This is a genomic window from Roseomonas alba, assembly GCF_019430885.1.
Classification (GTDB): Bacteria; Pseudomonadota; Alphaproteobacteria; order Acetobacterales; family Acetobacteraceae; genus Neoroseomonas; species Neoroseomonas alba.
The window spans coordinates 165,143-178,712 of record NZ_JAHYBZ010000008.1; the positions used below are offsets into that span (position 1 = coordinate 165,143).

12 protein-coding genes are annotated in these 13,570 nt (G+C 70.4%); 4 read left to right on the forward strand and 8 right to left on the reverse strand.

Features of this window, described 5'->3' with window-relative positions; genetic code table 11:
• Positions 1–183 precede the first annotated feature (183 nt).
• The 3 genes from KPL78_RS22135 to KPL78_RS22145 are packed head-to-tail and all read right to left on the reverse strand — an operon-like array spanning position 184 to position 2,097.
• Positions 184–915: an NYN domain-containing protein gene (locus tag KPL78_RS22135; RefSeq protein ID WP_219765151.1), complete on the reverse strand. Its 732-nt coding sequence runs from the start codon at positions 913–915 to the stop codon at positions 184–186.
• A gap of 16 nt (positions 916–931) precedes the next feature.
• Positions 932–1,861 carry a histone deacetylase family protein gene (locus KPL78_RS22140; protein ID WP_219765152.1) on the reverse strand — a complete coding sequence of 310 codons (930 nt, stop codon included), beginning with the start codon at positions 1,859–1,861 and terminating at the stop codon, positions 932–934.
• Positions 1,858–2,097 carry a sulfurtransferase TusA family protein gene (locus KPL78_RS22145; protein ID WP_219765153.1) on the reverse strand — a complete coding sequence of 80 codons (240 nt, stop codon included), beginning with the start codon at positions 2,095–2,097 and terminating at the stop codon, positions 1,858–1,860. Before KPL78_RS22145 ends, KPL78_RS22140 begins: the two co-directional genes overlap by 4 nt.
• A 99-nt stretch (positions 2,098–2,196) precedes the next feature.
• Between KPL78_RS22145 and gltS the strand changes: the two genes are divergently transcribed.
• The 4 genes from gltS (at position 2,197) to KPL78_RS22165 (ending at position 7,657) form a co-directional block, all read left to right on the forward strand.
• Positions 2,197–3,381 (forward strand): sodium/glutamate symporter, encoded by a 1,185-nt coding sequence (gene gltS, locus KPL78_RS22150; RefSeq protein ID WP_219765154.1) that lies wholly within the window; start codon positions 2,197–2,199, stop codon positions 3,379–3,381.
• Between the two features lie 377 nt (positions 3,382–3,758).
• Positions 3,759–5,138 carry a TAXI family TRAP transporter solute-binding subunit gene (locus KPL78_RS22155; RefSeq protein ID WP_219765155.1) on the forward strand — a complete coding sequence of 460 codons (1,380 nt, stop codon included), beginning with the start codon at positions 3,759–3,761 and terminating at the stop codon, positions 5,136–5,138.
• 2 nt (positions 5,139–5,140) lie between these two features.
• A complete protein-coding gene (locus KPL78_RS22160) occupies positions 5,141–6,031 on the forward strand; it encodes an ROK family protein (protein WP_255569313.1) in 891 nt (296 codons plus the stop codon).
• 369 nt (positions 6,032–6,400) lie between these two features.
• Complete coding sequence (locus KPL78_RS22165) at positions 6,401–7,657, forward strand: DNA polymerase IV (RefSeq protein ID WP_219765156.1); 1,257 nt, start codon at positions 6,401–6,403, stop codon at positions 7,655–7,657.
• A gap of 377 nt (positions 7,658–8,034) precedes the next feature.
• Here KPL78_RS22165 and KPL78_RS22170 read toward each other — a convergent pair whose 3' ends face one another.
• The 5 genes from KPL78_RS22170 to KPL78_RS22190 form a co-directional block, all read right to left on the reverse strand.
• The gene (locus KPL78_RS22170; protein ID WP_219765157.1) at positions 8,035–8,949 is read right to left on the reverse strand and encodes a protein-L-isoaspartate O-methyltransferase family protein; all 915 of its coding nucleotides are present in this window, start codon (positions 8,947–8,949) and stop codon (positions 8,035–8,037) included.
• Entirely contained in the window at positions 8,946–11,321 is a 2,376-nt protein-coding gene (locus tag KPL78_RS22175) for a spermidine synthase family protein (RefSeq protein WP_219765158.1), read from the reverse strand. Before KPL78_RS22175 ends, KPL78_RS22170 begins: the two co-directional genes overlap by 4 nt.
• Entirely contained in the window at positions 11,321–12,205 is an 885-nt protein-coding gene (locus tag KPL78_RS22180; RefSeq protein WP_219765159.1) for an alpha/beta fold hydrolase, read from the reverse strand. Before KPL78_RS22180 ends, KPL78_RS22175 begins: the two co-directional genes overlap by 1 nt.
• Positions 12,206–12,500: 295 nt before the next feature.
• Entirely contained in the window at positions 12,501–13,097 is a 597-nt protein-coding gene (gene recR, locus KPL78_RS22185) for a recombination mediator RecR (RefSeq protein WP_219765160.1), read from the reverse strand.
• 145 nt (positions 13,098–13,242) lie between these two features.
• Positions 13,243–13,566, reverse strand: coding sequence for a YbaB/EbfC family nucleoid-associated protein (locus KPL78_RS22190; protein WP_219765161.1), 324 nt, complete (start codon positions 13,564–13,566; stop codon positions 13,243–13,245).
• Between the last annotated feature and the right edge of the window lie 4 nt (positions 13,567–13,570).

A 13,570-nucleotide genomic window follows, 5' to 3' on the forward strand; every position in this document is an offset into this window, starting at 1 on the left:
GGCGCCAGAGGAGGTCTCGGCGCCATTCTGACCGGCGCGCCCGGTGCCAAGTTGAGGTCTCCAAAGGCCCTTCGGCCTTTGGCGGGGTGAGCCCGAGAGGGGCAGCGCCCCTCCCGGTTCCACAGCGGAAGCATCGCGGTAATCGGGAGGGCTTTACGCCTCTCCAAATCTCGTCCGCCCGCCTCAGGCCACGCTGCGCGCGTCGCGGATGAACAGCGCCTTCCCATCCCCGCGCGACCGTTCCTCCACCTGGAAATGCTCCGGCAGGGATTTCACCAGGCCGCTCAGCTTGGCGTGCCCCCAGCTTCGGGAGTCGAAGGCGGGGGATTGCTTCGCGATGGCGCTGCCGACCGCCGACAATGCCGCCCATCCGCTGTCGTCGGAGGCCGTGTCGATCGCCGTGCGGATCAGGGTGAGCAATTCCCGGTTCGGTTCCGGCGCCGCCTTGCCTGCAGCCTTCGCCTTCTGGGGTAGCAGCAGCTCCGTATAGACGAAGCGGTCGCAGGCCACGACGAAGGGCTTGGGTGTCTTGCGTTCCCCGAAGCCGACCACCAGCAGACCGTTCTCCCGGATGCGCCGGGCGAGGCCGGTAAAGTCGCTGTCGGAGGAGACGATGCAGAAGCCATCCAGACCGCGCGTATGCAGCAGATCCATGGCGTCGATGATCATCGCGCTGTCGGTGGCGTTCTTGCCCTTGGTGTTGGCGAATTGCTGCATCGGCTGGATGGAGTGATCGAGCAGCACCGTCTTCCATCCACCAAGCTGCGGCGTCGTCCAGTCGCCATAGGCGCGCTTGACGCTCGCCACCCCATAGCGCGCGACTTCGGCCAAAAGGGGCTCGACCACCTTGGGATTCGCGTTGTCGGCGTCGATCAGGACCGCGAGGCGGCCGGAACCCGTGGTATCGGAAGCCATGGCGCCTCCCTGGCGATCACGCCCGCATCAACGCCCGCACATGTGCCGCTGCCGACCGCCCCAGCGCGTCGAGGTCATAGCCGCCTTCCAGGAGGGAAACCAACCGCCCCTCGCAACAGCGATCGGCGAGCGCGCACAGCGCCTCGGTCAGCCAGGCGAAGTCCGGCTCGCGCACCCGGAGCTGCGCCAGCGGATCGGCCGCATGCGCATCGAAGCCGGCCGAGACGATCAGCAGGTCGGGATCGAATGCCTCGACGGCAGGAATGATCTGGTCGGCCCAGACGGCGCGGAAGGCCGCCCCATCGGCCCCCGGCGGCAGCGTCACGTTCAGGATGTTCCCCACGCCATGTTCCGTCACATCCCCCGTACCGGGATAGAGCGGCCATTGATGCGAGGACGCATAGAACAGTGAGGCATCCGTCTCGAAGCAGGCCTGGGTGCCGTTGCCGTGGTGGACGTCGAAATCCACCACCGCGACGCGCTTCGCCCCGTATTCCGCCTGCGCATGCCGCGCCGCGACGGCGGCATTGGCGAACAGGCAGAAACCCATCGGCCGCGCCACCTCGCAATGATGCCCAGGCGGGCGCGTCGCGCAGAAGGCACGACGGAACTCACCCTTCATCACCGCATCCACCGCGGCGACCGCGGCGCCCGCCGATCGTAGCGCAGCCTCCGCACTGCCCCAGGACATGATGGTGTCGCCGTCGAGCGGCACCCGCTCATCCGGCTCTGGCCGGATCGCCAGGATGGCCGCGACATAATTCTCCGGATGCACCCGGGTGAGCTGATCCACCGTCGCCAGCGGCGCCTGGTCGCGGATCAGCTCGGCGAACTCGCCGGCGTCCAGCGCCGTCAGCACCGCGCGCAGCCGGTCGGGACATTCGGGGTGGTGCGGGCCGGGATCGTGATGCAGGCAGGCGCGATGGGTCAGCAGCAGCACGCTCATGCCGGCGTGTCCTCGCGCTTGCGGATGACGAAGCGGTAGGCGCCCGCCTCCTCGCCGAAGGCGACGAGGGCATGCCCCGTTTCCTTGCAGAAGGCCCGGAAATCGGCGACCGAGGCGGGGTCCGTGGTCAGCACCGTCAACCTTGCCCCGCCGGGCAGGCTGCGCAGGGCCTTGTTGGCCTTGAGGACCGGCAACGGGCAGGTCAGGCCCTTCACGTCGAGGAGCGTTTCACCCATCACCGGATTGCACCACCCGGCGCGGTCCGGGGCAAGCGCGGCGGATGGGGTTCCGCCGCGCGCCCGACGCAGTGCAGACTATGCCCCGGAGGTGCCTCGATGACGCTCGATTCGACGGGAACGCTCGCGCTTGCCGCGGCGATCCTGCTGGCCGGGAGGTTCCTCAATGCCGGCATCGCGCCCCTGGCGCGCTACAACATTCCCCAGCCGATCTCGGGCGGCCTCGCCTTCGCACTGGTCGCCGCCGCGCTGCACGCCTGGTCGGGGCTGGTGGTCGAGACCTCGGCCACGCTGCGCGGGCCGCTGCTGCTCGCCTTCTTCGCGAGCGTGGGGCTGTCGGCGGATCTGAAGCGGCTGCGCCAGGGCGGTCCGAAGCTGCTGCTGTTCCTCGCCTGCGTCGTGCCGTTCCTCGCGCTGCAGGATGTCGTCGGGACAGGGCTCGCCATCGCGCTCGACCAGCATCCGCTGATCGGGCTGATCGGCGGGTCGGTCACGCTGGTGGGTGGGCATGGCACCGGCGCGGCCTATGCCCGCATCTTCGAGGAGACGCACAGCCTGGCGGGGGTGATGGGCCTCGCCATGGCCTCGGCGACAATCGGGCTGGTGCTCGGCGGCGTCGTCGGCGGGCCGGTCGCGCAGTTCCTGCTGCGGGGGCACGCTCCTGTCGCGCCTGCCGCGGCGGCGACGCGGACCGTCGAGGCAGCCGAGCCCGCCACCACCGAAGGGGCGATCGTCACCACCTGCCTGGTCCTGTTCTGCCTGCTGCTCGGCGGCTGGCTGGCCGGGCTGACGGCCGGGGCACCCATCGCACTGCCGGATTTCCTCTGGTGCCTCTTCGCCGGGGTGCTGGTGCGCAACCTGATCGCGCCGGTCATCCGGCTGCCGGTGTCGGATGCCTCGGTGGACCTGGTGGGCAGCATGGCGCTGGCGCTGTTCCTCGCCATGACCATGGCGACGATCCGGCTGTGGGAGCTCGCCGCGCTGGCCGGGCCGCTGATGGCGATCGTCGGCGCCCAGGCGGTGTTCAGCGTAATCTATGCCGTGCTGGTGGTCTATCGCGTGATGGGCCGGAACTACGAGGCGGCGGTGGCGACCGCCGGCTTCCTCGGCTTCTCGATGGGTGCGACGGCCACCGCGATCGCCAATATGCAGGCGGTGGCCAACCGCTACGGCCCGGCGCCGGTCGCCTTCCTGGTGGTGCCGCTGACCGGCGCCTTCTTCATCGACCTGGCCAATGCCCTGGTGCTGACCGGGGCGCTGAGCCTGCCGATCTACGGGGAGTGATGCTAGTGCCGCGTGTGAATGACCGGCGCGGGCGGAATTGGAGGGGCTCTGCCCCTCCAGGCCACCCCGCCAAAGGCCACAGGGCCTTTGGAAACCGTCACTTGGCGCGGGGCAGCGCGGACATCCCGATCCCCTCCCAACGCGCTTGGTGCACAAAAGCAGGTTTCGGCCTTGAGCCTGACCGCGGCGCCCGGCGCCAGGTCGAGGCTTCCAAAGGCCTTTCAGCCTTTGGTGGGGAGGGTCCGGGAGGGGCAAGGCCCCTCCCGGTTCTGCAGCGCGGCCATTGGCATGGCACCATCGCCAGCCTCCTCCTTCTGATCCTGCTGCTGGTCGCGCCGCCTGCCTTCGCCCTGCCCGACACCGCGACGCTGCGCGGTATGGTCGAGGCCCGCATCACCGATGCCGCAGGCCCCGGCCTGCTCGAGATCACGGAATTCCGCCGCATGGGCCAGGCGCCGGACCCGGCGGGCGGGGCGCGCATCGCCTATTTCGCGATGCGCATGCGGCTGACGCGCGACCATCAGTTCGGCGCCTGGGACGGGCGCAACCTCCAGACCCTGGCCGCCGCCCTGGGCGCCGCGCCGCGCGCCATCAGCGGCGCGAACCGGGAGGGCAACCGCGCCGGCGACGTCCTGCGCGTCAACGGCGCGCTGCGGCTGCGCGAGGAGGCCGGGCGCTGGGTTCCGCTGCCCGCCGCCGCCTGGGACGAGGGTCCGCCCACCGCCTTCGATCCGCAGGGCAGCCAGGCCGAACGCCTGCTCACCGCCATCGGCACGGCATTGACCGCCGGATCGCGCGCCACGGGGGCCGAGATGACCCCGGTGATCGAGCAGGAACTCGCGCAGGCCTGGCGCAACATCGAGGCGCGACAGGCACGGTTGCGCCATGGCGTGCCGCTCGCCGGCGGCGCGGCGGGGTCGGAATATGCGCGCCTGGCCGAGGCCATCGCCCATCTGCCGCCGGGACCGGGGCTGGGGCCGACGGTGGCGCTGCCCTCGGCCGGCAGTGTCGAGAACATTCGGCTGATGGCGGACGGCACGGCGCTCGCCGGCATCGCCCAGGCCGATGTCGCGCTGCGCGCGCTGCGCGGCGGGGCGCCGGAGTGGGACCTGCCGGCCCTGCCGGGGCTGCGCGCGCTGGCCGCTCTGTATCCCGAGGCCGCGCATGTCGGTGTGCCGGCCGATTCGCCCATCCGGCGGATGGCCGACCTGGCCGGCAAGTCGGTGGGCGTCGGCGCCCTCGGATCCGGCGCGCGCGTCACGGCGGAGGAAGTGCTGCTGGCCCACGGCCTAGACCCCGCGACCACGCCGCGGGTCGCCCTGCCGCCCGCGGCCATCGCCGGCGCGCTGCGGGACGGCCGCATCGCGGCGGCGATCGGCGTCAGCCTTGTCCCGAACCAGGCGGTGCTGCGGCTGGGCGAGGCCGTACCGCTGCGCTTGCTGCCGCTCGACGAGGCCGCGATCGCTGCGCTGACGGGCGAGGACGACCCGCTGATCCGCTTCACCATTCCCGCCGGAACCTATCCCGGCCAGGCCGAAGCGGTCTCCACGGTTGCCACCCAGGCCGTTCTGCTGGCAGGTGAGGCTCTCACCAGGGCCGAGATCACCGCGCTGCTGCAGCGCCTGTTCGAAGGCCAGGGCGTCGCCGGCACCGGCGGCCCCGCCGCGCTGATGATCCGGCGCGAAACCGCCGGGGCCCCGCTGCCCCTGCCCTTCCACCCGGCGGCGCGCGCCTTCTTCGGCCCGCGCGGAGGATAAGCATGCGTTTCGGTATCGACCTCGGCGGCACCAAGATCGAGATCGTGGCCCTGGAGGATGACGGCACGGTCCGGCTGCGCCGGCGGGTACCATCGCCTGCGAGCTACGCCGATACGATCGACGCCATTGCCGCGCTGGTCGCCGGCGCCGAGCGCGAGACCGGCATCAAGGGATCGGTCGGCGTCGGCATTCCGGGCAGCCTCAGTCCCGTCACCGGCTTGGTGCGCAACGCCAACAACCAGTCCCTGAACGGCAAGCCGCTGGACCAGGACCTGATCGCCGCGATCGGCCGCCCCGTGCGCGTGACCAACGACGCCAACTGCCTGGCGATGAGCGAGGCGGCAGATGGCGCCGGGGCCGGGTTCCGCACGGTCTTCGCGGTCATCATGGGCACGGGCTGCGGCGGCGGGATCGTCAGCTCCGGCCGCATCCTGGACGGGCCGAACGGCACCGCCGGCGAATGGGGCCACACGCCGCTGCCCTGGATGCGGCCCGAGGAATTCCCCGGCCATCGCTGCTGGTGCGGCCGGCATGGGTGCCTCGAGACCTACCTGTCGGGGACGGGCCTCGCCCTGGACTGCGACGGGCCCGGATCGCGCGACGCCAGCAGCATCCCCGCCCGCGCCGCGGCGGGCGAGGCGAAGGCCGCGGCCGCGTTGGCCAGGCATGCGGATCGGCTGGCGCGGGCGCTCGGGATGATCGCGAATATCCTCGACCCCGACGTCATCGTGCTGGGGGGCGGGCTGTCGAACATGCAGCACCTCTACACGGAGGTGCCGGCGCTGATGGCAAGGCATGTGTTCGGGGACGTCGCCCGCACGCCGATCGTGCAGGCGAAGCATGGGGATTCGTCGGGCGTGTTCGGGGCAGCGCGGCTGTGGGACGGCGGGTAGGCCAGAGAGAGGCTTCGCCCCTCTCCGGACCTCACCCCACCAAGGGCTACAGAGCCTTTGGAAACCGCCACTTGGCACCTTGCGCCGCGGTCAGGATGAGGACCGAAACACGCTCCTGCGCACAGCAGGCGTTGGGAGAGAGCAGGATGCACGCTGCGCCCAGGACCAAGTGCCGGCGGTCCAGGCCGCACTGTGGCCTGGCGGGGTGGCCCGGAGGGGCGGCGCCCCTCCGGCTCCGTCCGGACGGGTCATCGGGGAGGCTCTTTCGGCCATTGGTGGCGAGGCCCGGGCAGGAGCAGAGCCCCTCTCCGATCACCTTCCCCCGCCAGGACTTCGCGCGTATGGAGCGGCGTTCTCCCGAGCGCCACCATGCCCTCGCTCTGCCGTGACTGCTTCGCCCATGCCGAGGCCGACTTCGCACGGTGCGCCACCTGTGGCTCGCGCCGCGTCGTCACGCATCCCGACCTGTTCCGCCTGACCGTCGCGCATGTCGATTGCGACGCCTTCTACGCCAGCGTCGAGAAGCGCGACCGGCCCGAGCTGCTGACCAGGCCCGTCATCGTCGGGGGCGGCAAGCGTGGCGTGGTCTCCGCCGCCTGCTACATCGCCCGGACGCGCGGCGTGCGCAGTGCGATGCCGATGTTCAAGGCGCTGGCCGCCTGCCCGGATGCCGTCGTCATCAAGCCGGACATGGCGAAGTATGTGCGCGAGGGCCGGCGCATCCGCGCCATGATGGAGGCGCTCACACCGCTGGTGCAGCCGATGTCGATCGACGAGGCGGTGCTGGACCTGGCAGGCACCGAGGCGCTGCACGGTGCGCCGCCCGCCGTGGTGCTGGCACGGTTTGCCCGGGCGGTGGAGACGGAGATCCGCGTGACGGTGTCCATTGGCCTGGCGGCAAACCGACTGATGGCGAAGCTGGCCGCGGAGCGCGACAAGCCGCGAGGCTTCGCCGTGATCAGTGCGGGCGAGGCTGCCGGCTGGCTCGCGCCGCAGCCCGTATCCTTGCTGCCGGGCGTCGGGCCGGCCATGGCGAAGCGGCTTCACGCGGCAGGATTCGCGACGCTCGGGCAAGTTGCCGCGCTCGACGCGCGCGAGGCGGTGCGGCGCTTCGGGGAGGATGGGCTCTCGCTGGTCACCCGCGCGCGGGGTGAGGATGCGCGCCGCGTCACCCCCGATCGTGAGACCAAGAGCATCAGCGCCGAAACGACCTTCGAGACCGACCTGTCGTCACGCGAGGCATTGGAAGCGCCGTTGTGGCGGCTGTGCGAGAAGCTCGCGCGCCGGCTGAGGGAAAAGGATTTCGCCGCGGCCGGCATCACGCTGAAGCTGAAGACGGCAGCCTTCGCGACACGCACCCGCGCGGTCCGCCTGCCACAGCCAACGCGGCTGCCGGATGTGCTGTTCGCTGCGGCGCGGCCGATGTTGGCGAAGGAAGCCGACGGCACGGCGTTCCGGTTGATCGGCATCGGGGCGCAGCCTCTTGCCCCGGCGGCGGAGGCGGATCGCGGCGACCTGGCCGACCCGGAGGCGCCGAAGCGCGCCGCGCGGTGGCAGGCGGTGGAAGCGCTGCGGGCAAAGTTCGGGGAAGACGCGGTGCTGCGTGGTCGCGGGTTGAAGAAGTGAAGGTTGGCCCCCCAGACCACCCCAGCAAAGGCCGAGAGGACTTTGCGAACCTTGATTTGGCGCCCTGCGCCGCTGCCAGGGCATACGTCCAGGCACGCCCCTGCGCCCGCAAGGCGCGTCGAGGGGATCGGCCGATCGTCCGGCCGAACACCAGCGCCCTATGGTCCAGGTGCTCCAACCAGCCGGCTCGGAGGGGCAGATCGCCTTCGGATCCTGCCGGCGGAACTGCCCCCGGCACTCGGGAATGCATGGCGCCGAGCGCATCGCGCCTGCAGATGTCAGGCAATCCCATCCTGCAGCGCGCCAAGTGACGGTTCCCAATGGCCCTGTGGCCCTTGGCGGGGCGGGGTCCGGGGAGGGGCAAAGCCCCTCATCCCTCACCCGGCCGGCTGAGCCGGTGCCGGCGTCGGCGCTGCGGGTTCCGGATTCGGCGTACCCTGCGGCCGCGGCCGGTTCATCATCGCGCCCGTCATCGGGATGAAGTACACGCCCACATCCTTGCGGCTGCGCACGCGCCCGTCCTCGTCCTTCGTGTAGATGTAGAGGAACTGCCCGCGGCGGAAGGGCTGCCCGATCGGGATCACCAGCCGCCCGCCGGGCTTGAGCTGCTGGATCAGCGCCGGCGGGACGTATTGCGCGGCGCAGGTCACGATGATCGTATCGAAACCGCCCTGCACTTCCGGCCAGCCGAAGAAGCCGTCGCCAACGCGAGTTTCCACATTGCTGTAGCCGAGTGGGGCGAAGATGTGCCGCACCGCAGAACCCAGCGGGTTGATGATCTCGATCGAATACTGCTTGGCGACGATGCGCGACAGCAGAGCGGACTGGTAACCGGACCCCGTGCCGATCTCGAGCACCACATGCTCCGGCTTCGGCGCACAGACCTGGGTCATGTAGGCCTGGCCGAGATAGTCCGACAGCGCCGAGCCATAGCCGAGGCCCCAGGGCTTCGGGTCTGTCTCGTAGGCGTTGACGGCGCCATTGGCGCGGCCTTCATAGTTCCAGTGGAAGTATTCGCGCGGCAGCGTCTCGAAGGCGCGCAGCACGGCGGGGTCGGCCTCCCCGTTGAAGCGGGACTTCAGGTAGCTCTCGATCCGACGCATCGCGGCGGGCTTGCGGGCCTGGATGGCGGCGAAGGTCTGCTCCGAGATGTTCGTCTCGCGGCCCGAGGCACGCATGGCGGCGAGGTAGGCGTCCCGCGTCCAGGCTGTGCTGCTCTGCGCCCGCGCGAGCGGCGGCGCGGCAAGTGCGCCGAGGGCGCCAAGCAGCAGGGGGCGGCGAGAAAGGGTCATGGGCGTTCCTTGGGCCAGGCCAGTGCTGCCCCAGCGTAACAAACTATGGCCGCGACCAATAGCCAGGAGAGGCCCGCCCCATGGCCCAGCAGGTTGGCCAGCGGGGTGGCGACGACCGAGAAGGCCCCGTTCAGCGCCCAGGCCCAGGGCAGCAACCCCACCCCTTCCTTCTGAAAGCGATCGAGGCCGAGGGGGAAGGGAAAGCCCAGCGCCAGGGAGATCGGCGCCAGCGCGACGACCAGCAGCACCGCTCGCAGCGCCCAGGGCCAGTCCAGCGCCGCCAGAACCCCGGCCCGCACGCCGAACAGCGCGGCGGCCGCGCAGCCCACCGCGACCAGGACCGCCAGCCGCAAGGCCCGCCCATGCGCGACGACCTGCCCGGCCCACATCGCGCCGATGCCGGAGAAGATCAGCATCGTCGTCAGCACCAGCGCGAAACCCGATGTGCGGTCGCCGAGCAGCAGCGCGGCGTGCTCGATGAAGGCGATTTCAATCAGCAGGAAGCCGAGGCCGAGCGCGGGGAAGTAGATCAGCGCGCGCCCCAGCACGCCGAAGGGCACGCGCAGCGACCCGCGCGCGGCGAGCGGCAGCAGGGAGACCACCAGCGCCAGCACGACCGCCTGCGCCAGCACCGCGACATTCACCAGCAGGCCGATTTCCTGCTGCGGCAGGATCTCGATGCGGGCCAGCGCCGCGCCCAGGGACGGCAGGCGCACCAGCGGCGACAGCCAGGGCCGGTCGGCGGTCACCGGGGACCGGTCGAAGGCATCCTGCGGCGGGGTCCCGGCGAGCACCTGCTCGGCTTCCCGGGCCACGGCGTCCTGCGCCTCGCCGCCCTGCTCGACGGTATTGGATTCGAGCGAGACGGGCGGCAGGTCGTTCCAGATCTCGCGCCCCTGCACCGGCAGACCGGGGGCGTAGGACAGGTCGAAGGACCGCTCCTCGGCAAAGGCGGCGAGGCGTTCCACACGCGCGTCGTCGAAGGCATCGCGCGAAATCAGCACGCGCAGGTTCCAGGCCGACCGGATCACCGCGACATGCCGCGCGGGTTCGGCCACACCGGCGAGGCGCAGCGCCTGCCGCGCCGTCGCCAGCACGCGCACCGCATAGACCGGCAATTCGCGAATGCCGACGGGGATCGAGATGATGCCGCCCGGCGAGAGGCGTTCGAGGAAACCGGCCAGCGCCTCGGCGGTATAGACGTTGCGGTTCTGGTCGTCGGCGCCGAGGAAGTCGCCGGCGAAATCCACCAGATCGTATTGACCTTCCGCCGTCAGCGGATGCGCGGCGGAGATCGTCACGCGGTCATCCGCCGCGAGTGCCGGCGAAGGTCCCAACCCATGCCGCAGCGCACCGCGCAGCACGGGTTCCGGTTCGATCACCGTGACGTGCGACGCGCCGAGTTCCAGTGCCTCCGTCGCCCGGAACCCACCACCGCCGCCCAACACCAGCACCCGCGGCGCGTCGAGCAGCGCATAGGCCGCCGCATCCAGTTCCGCCGGTGCATGCGCGGCGCTCGGCGGCTCCATCGGCAACGCGGCGATGCGTGACCCGTCGCGATACAGCCCGAAGCTGCGCGGCGGCGCCGGTACGCCCATCGTGCTGGCATTGTTCGACACATCGACATCCAGCCGCTCGGTGAAGTTGTCGAGCAGCTGATAGACGCCGCGCGGCGACAGCACCTCCGCCACCACGCGGCTGTCCGGCACGTTCAGCGGGGCGTAGATCGGCTTGAACTCGTTCACGCGCGGCGCGGCAAGGGCGAAGACCGCAGCCTCCGTCGCCACCAGCACCACGACCGCGCCGATCCGCCAGGGCGTCCCGCCCGAGATCATCGCCGCCACGGCCAGCAGCGGCAGCAGGGCCGGGATCAGCACGAAGGGATGCAGCACGAACATCAACGCCAGCGCCAGCACCGCCCCGGTGCCCGCGCCCAGCAGGTCATAGCCGTAGACACGCCCGACCTGGTCCGCATGCACCACGAAGTTCAGCGACACGGCGAGGCCCGCGAGGAAGAAGAACGGGAACAGCGCCGCGTAATACAACGCGATGTTCCACAACTGTGCTTCCGCCGTGATCGGGTTCTGCAGTTCCAGCGGATTGAACCCGTTCAGCGTCGCGCCGATCCAGCCCGCGCCACCCACCGCGAGCATCACGATCGGTAGCAGCGGCAGCAGCCAGCGCGCATGTCGCAGGAAAACCTGCCGCCCCAGCACCATCACCACGCCCGAGACGGCGAACCCAGTCATGGCAATGGAAATCACCCAGTAGCCATATTCCGACCAGCTCGCGACGGCGAAGAAGCGGGTGAGCGCGATCTCCACGCCGACGCCCGCGCCGGCGATGAGAAACAGCGGGATCAGCGACTGCATCAGCCCCAGGCCGCCTTCTGCGAGAGGAAGATCTCCATCGACGCGTTGAAGCGCGCCGCCTCATCCACGAAGAGCGCGTGGCCCGCACCGTCGAAGATCTCGACCATCGGCTGCGGATGGTTCTGCGCGACGAGTTCCGCCTGGCTGCGCAGCCGCGGCGTCACCGCGTAATAGACCGGCCGCCGCACCGCATAGAGCGACTGCTTCCAGAACTCCCGCGGCCGGGGATAGGACAGGAGCTGGATGGACGCCTCGACCGACATGCGCTGCGCCTGGCGCGTGATGCCATCGAGATACGCTTCATCCTGCGGCGTCTTGTACATGCTGCGCACGAAGCCGCGCACCGTGACGTCGCGCCGCTGCCGCAGGTTGATGAAGAAGCGCGACGGCGTGGATCGTGGTGGCGGCGCACGCCCCTCGCCCACCGAATTGTCGATCAGCACCAGCCCCGCCAGCCGCCCATCGCCCGCCATGTCGGTGTAGGACAGCGCATCGAGCACGCCGAGCGACCAGCCGGCGAGCACGACACGCCCACCGCCGAGATGCGCCAGCAGGTCGCGGATGTCCTGGCCCCGCCGGGCCGGGTCATACCCGCCGCGCGGGACCTCACTCTCCCCCTGGCCGCGCGGGTCCAGCGACACCACGCGCCAGCGGCGCGACAGAGCCTGGATCTGCGGTTCGAAAATCCAGGACGGCATGCACCAGCCGGGGACGAAGACAACCGTCCGGCCGGTGCCGGCGTCAAGGTAGCGCAGCCGCACCCCATCGCTCGTCGTGAACCAGCGGGCGGCCTCCGCGGCGCGGACGGCCGGCGCGGCGAGGGTCGCGAAGGCGGCGGTCAGGATGGCGCGACGGGAGAAATTGGAGGGGCCCTGCCCCTCCAAGCCACCCCGCCACGGGTTCCCGTGGACGTTGCCTGCAACGTCCACGGGGGCCCATCGGCCACAGGGCCTTTGGAAACCGATACGTGGCACCGGGCGTGACGGTTCAGCCATCATGGTCCGCGCGTGACGGGCGCAGCGCCCGGAAGCCTGCCCTACCGTCATGCCGAATGCGTCCCAATCATCGAGCACCGACCGCTTTGCCCATCGCCAAGACAAGGTTTCCAAAGGCCCTGTGGCCTTTGGTGGGGAGGGGTCAGGGGAGGGGCAAAGCCCCTCTCTGGTCCACCCGTCGCCATCACAACGTCCGCCGAGCCTTGAATGCCGCCGTCAGCGTCCCGTCGTCCAGCACATCGAGCGCGCCGCCGATGGGCACGCCCTGCGCAAGCCGCGTGATGGTGCAGCCGGTCGGTTTCAGCCGGTCGGTGAGGTAGTGTGTCGTGGTCGCGCCATCGACCGTCGCGGGCAGGGCGAGGATCACTTCCTCGATGCCATCAGCCTCGATGCGACGAAGCAGCGGAGTCACGGACAGATCCTCCGGCCCCGTGCCGCCGAGCGCCGAGAGCAGCCCACCCAGCACGTGATAGGTTCCGCGATGCGCGTGCGCGCGTTCCAGCGCCCAGAGATCGGCCACGCCTTCGACGACGCAGACATGCTTGTGGTCGCGATGGCGATCCGAGCAGATGTGACATGGGGAAGCGGCGTCGAGATTGCCGCAGACCTCGCAGGGCCGCACCGAATCGGCGGCAGCGCGCAGCGCGTCGGCGAGCGGCAGCATTTTGTCGTTCGGATCCATCAGCATCTTCAGCACGGCGCGCCGCGCGCTGCGCCGGCCGAGGCCGGGCAGGCGCGACAGCAGCGTGATCAGGTGCTCGATGGGATCGTTGGCGATCATCTGGATGGCGCGCCCGTCATGCCGGGCGCCAGGGATATGGTTTCCAAGGGACTCGGGCCGATGGGTCCCCAATGAGTTTGCTCTGCAACGTCATGGGGATCCCGTGGCGGGATGGCTTGGAGGGCAGAGCCCCTCCAACCTTCCCTTAGAACGGCAGCTTCATCCCCGGCGGCAGGTTGATGCCGGCGGTGGCCTTCTGCATCTCCTCCGCCATGGTCGCCTCGACCTTCTGCTTCGCGTCGGCGTGCGCGGCGACCAGCAGGTCCTCCAGCACCTCGCGTTCGTCGGCGTTCATCAGGGAGGGGTCGATGGTCACACGGCGCAGGTCGCCCTTGCCGGTCAGGCGCACCTTGACCATGCCTCCGCCGGAGCTGCCCTCGACCTCGGTCGCTTCCAGCTTCGCCTGCATTTCCTGCATGCGCGACTGCATCTGCTGGGCCTGCTTCAGCATGTTGCCGAGGTTCTTCATGGTG

Bases quoted from the DNA above. Each gene is read 5' to 3' on its own strand.
- KPL78_RS22135 (WP_219765151.1), bottom strand. From the start codon at position 915: ATGGCTTCCGATACCACGGGTTCCGGCCGCCTCGCGGTCCTGATCGAC.
- KPL78_RS22140 (WP_219765152.1), bottom strand. From the start codon at position 1,861: ATGAGCGTGCTGCTGCTGACCCATCGCGCCTGCCTGCATCACGATCCC.
- KPL78_RS22145 (WP_219765153.1), bottom strand. From the start codon at position 2,097: ATGGGTGAAACGCTCCTCGACGTGAAGGGCCTGACCTGCCCGTTGCCG.
- gltS (WP_219765154.1), top strand. From the start codon at position 2,197: ATGACGCTCGATTCGACGGGAACGCTCGCGCTTGCCGCGGCGATCCTG.
- KPL78_RS22155 (WP_219765155.1), top strand. From the start codon at position 3,759: ATGGTCGAGGCCCGCATCACCGATGCCGCAGGCCCCGGCCTGCTCGAG.
- KPL78_RS22160 (WP_255569313.1), top strand. From the start codon at position 5,141: ATGCGTTTCGGTATCGACCTCGGCGGCACCAAGATCGAGATCGTGGCC.
- KPL78_RS22165 (WP_219765156.1), top strand. From the start codon at position 6,401: ATGCCCTCGCTCTGCCGTGACTGCTTCGCCCATGCCGAGGCCGACTTC.
- KPL78_RS22170 (WP_219765157.1), bottom strand. From the start codon at position 8,949: ATGACCCTTTCTCGCCGCCCCCTGCTGCTTGGCGCCCTCGGCGCACTT.
- KPL78_RS22175 (WP_219765158.1), bottom strand. From the start codon at position 11,321: ATGCAGTCGCTGATCCCGCTGTTTCTCATCGCCGGCGCGGGCGTCGGC.
- recR (WP_219765160.1), bottom strand. From the start codon at position 13,097: ATGATCGCCAACGATCCCATCGAGCACCTGATCACGCTGCTGTCGCGC.
- KPL78_RS22190 (WP_219765161.1), bottom strand. From the start codon at position 13,566: ATGAAGAACCTCGGCAACATGCTGAAGCAGGCCCAGCAGATGCAGTCG.